Here is a 312-nt window from a genome sequence, read left to right as displayed (position 1 = left end):
CCGGCCGGGCGCGAGATCTACACGGACCAATACGGCCGCGTCAAAGTGAGCTTCCACTGGAACCGCTACTGCAGCAAGGACGAGAACGCCAGCTGCTGGATCCGCGTGGCCAGCCCGTGGGCGGGCAACCAGCTCGGGGGCACGTTGGTGCCGCGCATCGGGCAGGAGGTGATTGTTGACTTTGGGAATGGCGACCCGGACCGGCCGCTCATCACGGGGCGGGTGCACAACGCGCTGAACATGCCCTCGTGGGAGCTGCCCGAGCAGCACGCGCTGACGGGGCTGCGCAGCCGCGAGCTCACCCCCGGCGGG

General features: G+C 69.6%; 1 protein-coding gene. It reads left to right on the top strand.

Annotated elements, in window-relative coordinates; genetic code table 11:
- Nucleotides 1–312: type VI secretion system tip protein VgrG (vgrG, locus tag ACG0Z6_RS16640; RefSeq protein ID WP_394463472.1), on the top strand; the 312-nt coding region annotated here is incomplete at both ends.

This window comes from Roseateles rivi (assembly GCF_043555845.1).
GTDB lineage: Bacteria > Pseudomonadota > Gammaproteobacteria > Burkholderiales > Burkholderiaceae_C > Roseateles > Roseateles rivi.
This window is presented reverse-complemented; position numbering and strand designations above follow the sequence as displayed.